Annotated in this window: 6 protein-coding genes; 1 reads left to right on the plus strand and 5 read right to left on the minus strand. The window is 73.2% G+C overall.

Features of this window, described 5'->3' with window-relative positions; genetic code table 11:
- From rsmA to rsmI, 5 genes are all read right to left on the minus strand, one after another.
- The coding region (rsmA, locus tag HMPREF3105_RS07690) for a 16S rRNA (adenine(1518)-N(6)/adenine(1519)-N(6))-dimethyltransferase RsmA (RefSeq protein ID WP_070709100.1) at nucleotides 1-784 on the minus strand (784 nt) is incomplete at its 3' end.
- A 60-nt stretch (nucleotides 785-844) separates the two neighbouring features.
- The gene (locus HMPREF3105_RS07695) at nucleotides 845-2656 is read right to left on the minus strand and encodes an ABC transporter ATP-binding protein (RefSeq protein WP_070709104.1); all 1812 of its coding nucleotides are present in this window, start codon (nucleotides 2654-2656) and stop codon (nucleotides 845-847) included.
- 33 nt (nucleotides 2657-2689) lie between these two features.
- Nucleotides 2690-3643 carry a TatD family hydrolase gene (locus HMPREF3105_RS07700; protein WP_070709101.1) on the minus strand — a complete coding sequence of 318 codons (954 nt, stop codon included), beginning with the start codon at nucleotides 3641-3643 and terminating at the stop codon, nucleotides 2690-2692.
- 120 nt (nucleotides 3644-3763) lie between these two features.
- A complete protein-coding gene (locus tag HMPREF3105_RS07705) occupies nucleotides 3764-5251 on the minus strand; it encodes an NAD-dependent succinate-semialdehyde dehydrogenase (protein ID WP_070709102.1) in 1488 nt (495 codons plus the stop codon).
- A 183-nt stretch (nucleotides 5252-5434) separates the two neighbouring features.
- Nucleotides 5435-6292 carry a 16S rRNA (cytidine(1402)-2'-O)-methyltransferase gene (rsmI, locus tag HMPREF3105_RS07710; RefSeq protein WP_070709103.1) on the minus strand — a complete coding sequence of 286 codons (858 nt, stop codon included), beginning with the start codon at nucleotides 6290-6292 and terminating at the stop codon, nucleotides 5435-5437.
- Nucleotides 6293-6379: 87 nt separating this feature from the next.
- Between rsmI and HMPREF3105_RS07715 the strand changes: the two genes are divergently transcribed.
- The coding region (locus HMPREF3105_RS07715) for a phospholipid carrier-dependent glycosyltransferase (protein ID WP_371441106.1) at nucleotides 6380-7095 on the plus strand (716 nt) is incomplete at its 3' end.

Here is a 7095-nt window from a genome sequence, read left to right on the forward strand (position 1 = left end):
CCGCCCAGGAGGCGAGCGCGGCGCGCAGGGTCTTGCGGCGCTGGGCGAAGGCGGCGTCCACCACGGCGAAGACCTCCCGGCGGGACGCGCTGCCCGCCGGCGGCTCGCGCCGGGTGAAGGCGACCAGCCCGGAGTGGATGCGCGGAGCCGGCCAGAACACCTGGGTGCCGATGGTGCCCGCCTTGCGCACGTCCGCGTACCACGCCGCCTTGGCGGACGGCACGCCGTAGACCTTGGAGCCGGGCCCGGCCGCGAGACGGTCCGCGACCTCCTCCTGCACCATCACCAGGCCGTGCCGCAGCCCCGGCAGGACCGCGAGCGCGTGCAGCAGCACGGGCACGGCCACGTTGTAGGGCAGGTTCGCCACGAGCGCGGTGGGGCCGCCGGCCGCGGCAGCGGGCCGGACCTCAGCCAGGGACTGCTCGTTCAGCGTCATGGCGTCCGCGTGCAGCACGGCCAGGGCGTCCTCGGCCCCGGGGCGGAACTCGGCGGCGGTGCGCGGCAGGCGGGCGGCGGTGACCGGGTCGATCTCGACGGCGGTGACGGCGGCGGCCGCGTCCAGCAGGCCGAGGGTGAGCGAGCCCAGACCGGGGCCGATCTCCAGCACGTGCTCGTCCACGGTCACGTCCGCGGCCTGCACGATGCGTCGGATCGTGTTCGGGTCGATCACGAAGTTCTGGCCCCACTGCTTGGTGGGACGCAGGTCCAGCTCGGCGGCGATGCGCCGCACGTCCGCGGCGCTCAGCAGCGGGGCGGGAACGGGGTGCGGGGAGGGCTGGACCATGCCCGCGAGTCTATCGGGGCGCCGGACAGGGTAGCCGGGACGCAGCGGCGCGGGCTCCGCTCAGGTGGAGAGGTCACCGAGCCGGACGAGCTCGCGGAACTCGGGGCTCGTCTCCTGCAGCCCGGCGAACGTGCCCTGGCCGATGATCCGCCCCTGGTCCATCAGCACGATCTGATCGCAGCGCTTGACCGTGGAGAGACGGTGGGCGACCACGATGACCGTGATCCGTCCGCGCAGCGACTCGATCACCTCGGTGACCCGGCGTTCCGTGAGGTTGTCGAGGGCCGACGTCGCCTCGTCGAGCACGAGGAGGCGGGGGCGCCGGAAGAGCGCGCGCGCGATGCCCAGGCGCTGGCGCTGGCCGCCGGAGACGCCCACGGCCCCTTCGCCGATCACGGTGTCCAGGCCGTCGGGGAGCTCGTCCAGCCACTGGCCCAGCTGGGCTTCGCGCAGCACGCGCTCCACCTCGGCCCGGTCCGCCGTCTGGGTGGCCTCGACGTCCAGGAGCACGTTGTGCAGCACCGTTCCGTTGACCACGGTGACGGACTGCGGGACGAACGCCACGTTGTCCCACCAGCCGCGCGGGTTGGCCTCGAGCTCCACCCCGTCCACGTAGACCCCACCGCGCTGGGCGTGGTGGAAGCCGATGACCAGGTCCACCAGGGTGGTCTTGCCGGCACCGCTGCCGCCCACGAAGGCGTACGAGGAGCCGAAGGGGATGCGCAGGTCGATGTCGCGCAGGACCGGTTCGGCCTTGCCGGGGTAGGTGAAGGACGCGTCCCGCACCTCGATGGACTCCTCGAACGTGATGCGCTCGTAGGGCCGGTCCGCCGCGTGCAGGACCGGCTGCGCGGCGGCGAGCTCCGCCGTCGTGCGCTCGAAGGCCGGCCAGGAGGTGCGGATCTCATTGGTGGTGGCCATGAGCGCGGCCATGGACGGCAGCACGCGGAAGCCGGCCATCGCGAGCAGGGCGAGCGAGCCGAACGCCTCCCCGCCGCGGCCCTGGATGAAGGCCACGGCCACGAGCGCCGCGATGGCGGCCACGAAGGCGACCTCGAGCACGTAACGCGGCATCATCGTGAGGATCATCTTGAGCCGCGTGGCTTCGGCGCTCTCCATGCGGGCCGCGCGGTACTCCTCCATGAAGGCCGAGTCGTTGCCGCGGATCTTCACGTCCTTGTAGTTCTCCAGGCCCTGCAGCGCCGCCGTGTTGGCCCGCTCCCCCGCGGTCACCAGGGTCCAGCCCAGGCGGGAGGCCGGGCGGCGGATCACGGTCTTGATCACCCAGGCGACGGCGAGGAAGTACAGGGCCATCCCGAGCCCCGTCAGCGGCATGGCGACGCCCACCACGACCGCCACCGCGACGAGCGTCACCGCCTCCGTGAGGAACGTGACGGACGCGTTCACCACGCCCGTGTAGGCCATGCTGGAGGTGCCGGTGACGTTGTTGACCAGGGTGCCGACCGTGCGCGTCAGGTGCAGGCCGTAGTCGGCCCGCAGGTAGTAGCGCAGCAGCGTGGCAGACGTGCGGATGAGGTTCTGGTTGGTGAACCCCATGGTCCACCAGCGGAACGCGAGCACCAGGATCGCCTTGAGCAGGAAGGCCAGCACGATCACGACGGCGAAGGCCACCGTCTGCTCCGGCACCGTCACGGCCCCGAACCGGGCCAGCAGCCCTTCGAGCGCCGGGGAGCCCAGCTCACCCGAGGTCAGCAGGCTGACCAGCGGGAGGATCGAGGCGAGCGCCACCATCTCGAGGCCGGCCACGAGGACGGACCCGAGGACCACGAACACGAGGCGGATCCGCATGGGGCGGTCCACCAGGTACTGCGTTCCCTCGGGCAGCCGGGCTTTGAGGAGTCGGGTCAGCACGTCGCCCATCCTAGGGGCCGGGTCTGGATCGGCTCAGAACGAGCCGTACACCCGGGCGGTGTTCTCGCTCACCGCGCGGGCGAGGGCCGCCACGTCGTCTCCGCGCGTCTCCGCCATGCCCCGCAGCGTCAGCGGGATCAGGTAGGGCGCGTTGGGGCGGCCCCGATGCGGATGCGGTGTGAGGAAGGGCGCGTCCGTCTCCACGAGCAGCAGCTCGGCCGGGGCGATCCGCAGCGCCTCGCGCAGCTCGTCGTTGGCCTTGAAGGTGACGGGACCGGCGAAGGACATGTGCCAGCCGTGCTCGGCGCACGTGCGGGCCAGATCGGGCCCGCCGGAGAAGCAGTGGAACACCACGTGCGGGGGCAGCCCGCCGTCGGCCGCCTCCTCGAGCAGGATCCGGACGACGTCGTCGTGCGCGTCCCGATCGTGGATCTGCAGGGCCGTGCCGAGTTCGCGGGCGAGTCGGATGTGCCGGCGGAAGGACTCCTGCTGCGCGGCGTGGCCGGCCTCGTCCTGCGTCCGGAAGTAGTCGAGGCCCGTCTCGCCGACGGCGCGCACGCGGGGGTGGCGGGCGAGCTCCGCGATCTGCGCGAACGCCTCCTCGAACTCGCCGCGCTCGGCCAGGCGGGCCGCGTCGTTGGGGTGCAGCGCCACGGCGCCGAGCAGGCGGGGCTCGGCCTCGATCGCCGCGATCGTGAACCGGGCCGAGGCGACGTCGCAGCCCACCTGGACCGCACCGACCACGCCCACGGCCTCCGCCGCGTCCATCGCCTGGTGGACGTCCACGCGGACCAGGCCGTCGCGGAAGTCGAGGTGCGTGTGGTTGTCCACGACGGGCGCCGGCAGCGGCTCGGGTGCGGGCGGGTACTCGAGGCGCCGCCGACGTCCCGACTTCTCCTCGTGGGCGTCCCGGCGCGGGCCGCCGTCGTCGTCCGGCTGCGGGGCGGGGGCGCGGTAGGCGAGCGGGGTCTCGGATGCGTGGGCCATACACCCCACTCTAGGGAGCCGAGCCCGGCCCCCCCGACACGCCTCGGGGGCGGTATCGGGTGGTATCCACGTCGGATACCACCCGATACCGCCCCCGGAGGGCACGGATCGGCGGAGAGGTCAGGCCTTCGTGGCCGCCCACGGGTCGGCGATGCCGATGTACTGCACCGAGGTGTACTCCTCGATGCCCTCGGCGCCGCCCTCGCGGCCCAGGCCCGACTGCTTCACGCCGCCGAACGGCGCGGCCGGGTTGGAGATGACGCCCACGTTGTAGCCCATGAGGCCGAACTCGATGCTCTCGGCCACGCGGTACATCCGGGCCTGATCCTTGGTGAACACGTAGGAGGCGAGGCCGTACTCGGTGTCGTTGGCCATCTCGATGGCCTCCTCCTCGGAGGAGAAGGTCACGATCGGGGCCACGGGGCCGAAGATCTCCTGCTGGAGGATCGGGTTGCCCTTCTCCACCTTGATCGCGGTCGGCGCGTAGAAGTAGCCGTCGCCCTCGATCTTGTGGCCGCCGGTGAGCACCTCGCCGCCGGCCGCCACGGCGTCCTGGACGAGCTGGTCGATGTCGTCGCGCGCGCCCTCGTCCACGATCGGGCCGAGGGTGGACTCCGGGTCGGTGCCGCGCAGGGGCTTGAGCGCCTCGAGCTTGGCCACGAACTTCTGCGTGAACTCCTCGGCCACGTCCTCGTGCACGAGGAAGCGGTTGGCGGCGGTGCAGGCCTCGCCCATGTTGCGCATCTTCGCGGCGAAGGCGCCCTCGACGGCGGCGTCCAGGTCCGCGTCCTCGAAGACGATGAGCGGGGCGTTGCCGCCGAGCTCCATGGAGGTGCGCAGCACGTTGTCCGCCGCGTCCTTCATGAGGCGCACACCGACCGGCGTGGAACCGGTGAAGGACACCTTGCGCAGCCGCCGGTCCTGCAGGATCGGGCTGGAGATCGACGAGGCGGAGGAGCCCGCGACGACGTTGAGCACGCCCTTGGGCAGGCCGGCCTCCTGCATCACCTGCGCGAACAGCTGGGTGGTCAGCGGGGTCAGCTTGGCGGCCTTGAGGACCATGGTGCAGCCAGCGGCGACGGCGGGGCCCACCTTGCGGGTGGCCATGGCCAGCGGGAAGTTCCACGGGGTGATCAGCAGGCACGGGCCCACCGGGCGATGGTGCACCTGCATGCGCAGCGTGCCCTCCGGCACGGTCAGGGTGCGGCCGTAGTGGCGGCCGGCCTCCTCGGAGAACCAGCGCAGGAAGCCGTTGCCGTACGTGACCTCGCCGCGGGCCTCGGCGAGCGGCTTGCCCATCTCGAGGGTCATCAGCAGCGCGAAGTCCTCGGCGCGCTCGTTGATCAGGTCGTAGGCGCGGCGCAGGATGTCGGCGCGCTCCTTGGCCGGGGTGCGGGCCCAGTCGGCCTGCGCGGCGCAGGCGGCGTCGAAGGCGGCCAGGGCGTCGTCGGAGTTCGCGTCCTGCAGGCTCGCGATGACCTTGCCGGTGGCCGGGTCCTTCACGTCGAAGGTCTTGCCGGAGGAGGCATCGCGCCACTCGCCGTCGATCAGCAGGCCGGTGGGGACGGACTCCAGCAGCGCCTTCTCGCGCTCAGCGGTCACGGTCATGATGCACCTCTTTCGGGGTCGGTGGTCGGAGGCGGCACGCCCCGCGTCCCTCAGGGGAACGGGTGGACGGCCACGGGTATTCCGACGCCGTCCGGCGGCGGTCGGCAGCGGCTCCACGGCTGATCCTAGCCAGGCCCCGGGGCCGCGCCCCCGCGCATGAGCATCTGTGTAGCCGGGGACGTGTCAGCTCCGGGCCGCGAGCACCGCCTGGTAGAGCTCCCGGCTCCGCATCCCATGGGCTCCGGCCACCGCGGCCACGGCCTCCTTGAGCCGGGTGCCGGACTCCACCAGCACCGCCACCTCGGCGACGGCGTCCGCCTCGGACGCCTCGCCCTCGGCGCCGGGCGCGGCCGGCCCGATCACCAGCACGATCTCCCCGCGGATCCCCTCCCCTGCGTGCCGCTCCGCAGCCCAGGCATGCACCTCGGCCGCGGTGCCGCGCACCACCTCCTCGTGCAGCTTGGTGAGCTCGCGGGCCACGCACACCGGCCGCTCCGCACCGAGGACCTCCACGACGACGGCCAGCGCGTCCGCCAGACGCTGCGGCGACTCGAAGGCGACCACCGTGCGGGCCTCGGTCAGCAGGGAGGTGAGCCATCGCCGTCGGTCCCCGTCCTTGCGGGGGACGAAGCCGTCGAAGGCGAACCGGACCGTCGGCAGGCCGGAGAGGGCGAGCGCGGTGGTCACGGCGGAGGGGCCGGGCGCGCAGGTCACGGGCACCCCTGCGGACACCGCGGCCGCCACGAGCCGGTACCCCGGGTCCGAGACCGTGGGCATGCCCGCGTCCGAGACCACCGCCACCGTGGCACCGCCCCGCACCTGGTCCAGCAGCCCCTGGGTGGAGGCCGCCTCGTTGTGCTCGTGATGGGCCACCACCCTGCCCGTCGGGGTGACGCCCAGTCCGGCGCACAGGCGCCGCGCGGTCCGGGTGTCCTCGGCGGCGATCACGTCCGCCTCCGCCAGCAGCTCACGCAGGCGCGCGGACGCGTCCCCGAGGTTGCCGATGGGGGTGGCGGCCAGGACGATGCGGCCCTCGGGCATGGGACGACCTTTCGACGGACGGACGGCTGCCCCGAGCCTACGGCCCCGGTCACCGTGCACGTCTCGCCGTCCACCCGCCCCCCTAGCATGGAGCCCGTGCCCGCCACCGCCCTCGCCTCCCGCCCCGCCGCCGTCGCGGTCGACGACGGCCCCTTCGGCGTCGCCGCCCTGCGCGCCCGCCTCGGGGTGAGTGCGGCGCCCCTGACGCGGTGGCACTGGATCCTGCCGCTGCTGGTCACGGCGATCGGCGGCGTCCTGCGGTTCACGAACCTGGCCCACCCGGACCAGCTGATCTTCGACGAGACCTACTACCCCAAGGACGCCTACTCCCTCCTGGAGTCCGGCTACGAGCGGCGGTGGGACGAGGACGTCAACGACGCGTTCGCGCGCGGCGAGGCGGAGCCGCTCGAGGGGGCCGCCTACGTGGTGCACCCGCCGCTGGGCAAGTGGCTGATCGGCCTGGGCATGCTCGCGTTCGGCCCGGACAACGGGGTGGGCTGGCGGTTCAGCGCCGCGGTGGCCGGCACGCTGTCCGTCCTGCTGGTCGCCCTCGCCACGCAGCACCTGCTGCGCTCGGTGTCCCTGGGCGCGGTCGCCGGGCTGCTGCTGGCCGTGGAGGGCCACCACCTGGTGATGTCCCGCATCGGGCTGCTGGACATCTTCCTCTCGTTCTTCGTGCTCGCGGCCTTCGCCGCGCTGCTGGCGGACCGCGTCCACGGGCGGCGGCTGCTCGCGGAGCGGCTGGCCCTCGACGTCGCCCGGCGGGGACGCGACGCCCTGGCCAGCGGGCCGTGGCTCGGCTG

This window comes from Micrococcus sp. HMSC31B01 (assembly GCF_001816085.1).
GTDB classification, from domain to species: Bacteria; Actinomycetota; Actinomycetes; order Actinomycetales; family Micrococcaceae; genus Micrococcus; species Micrococcus luteus.

What these genes read in the sequence shown, in the direction of transcription:
- HMPREF3105_RS07700 (WP_070709101.1), bottom strand. Translation starts at nt 3,643, where the DNA reads ATGGCCCACGCATCCGAGACCCCGCTCGCCTACCGCGCCCCCGCCCCG.
- HMPREF3105_RS07705 (WP_070709102.1), bottom strand. Translation starts at nt 5,251, where the DNA reads ATGACCGTGACCGCTGAGCGCGAGAAGGCGCTGCTGGAGTCCGTCCCC.
- rsmI (WP_070709103.1), bottom strand. Translation starts at nt 6,292, where the DNA reads ATGCCCGAGGGCCGCATCGTCCTGGCCGCCACCCCCATCGGCAACCTC.